Genomic DNA, 276 nt, shown 5'->3' with positions numbered 1-276 from the left:
TTTTGGTACCGACCCCTTTGGCAGCAATATCTAACAATACCGTTGATTTTGGTGGTGAGCATTGCCGCTGGCTATACCTTCATTTGGCAAGACAAGCGAAATCAATGGGCAGATTTACAACAAAACAGCTCTGTCTTGCACCTACAAAACCAAGCCAGTAGTCAATTTTTCGCCCAAAATCCGACTCGCGTTTGGCTAGAACAGGAACTTGCTTCATTCCCTTCTAATGAGGAAATCACCTTAGATCCTCATTTCTTTATTCTTCACTTACAGCAG

1 pseudogene is annotated in these 276 nt (G+C 43.1%); it reads left to right on the top strand.

Features of this window, described 5'->3' with window-relative positions:
- Positions 1-54: 54 nt before the first annotated feature.
- Positions 55-276: pseudogene (locus ACNQ0T_RS24200) on the top strand (hypothetical protein); the annotation flags it as partial.

This window comes from Enterobacter cloacae complex sp.6700776 (assembly GCF_048284255.1).
In the GTDB taxonomy this organism is placed as follows: Bacteria; Pseudomonadota; Gammaproteobacteria; order Enterobacterales; family Enterobacteriaceae; genus Enterobacter; species Enterobacter intestinihominis.
This window is presented reverse-complemented; position numbering and strand designations above follow the sequence as displayed.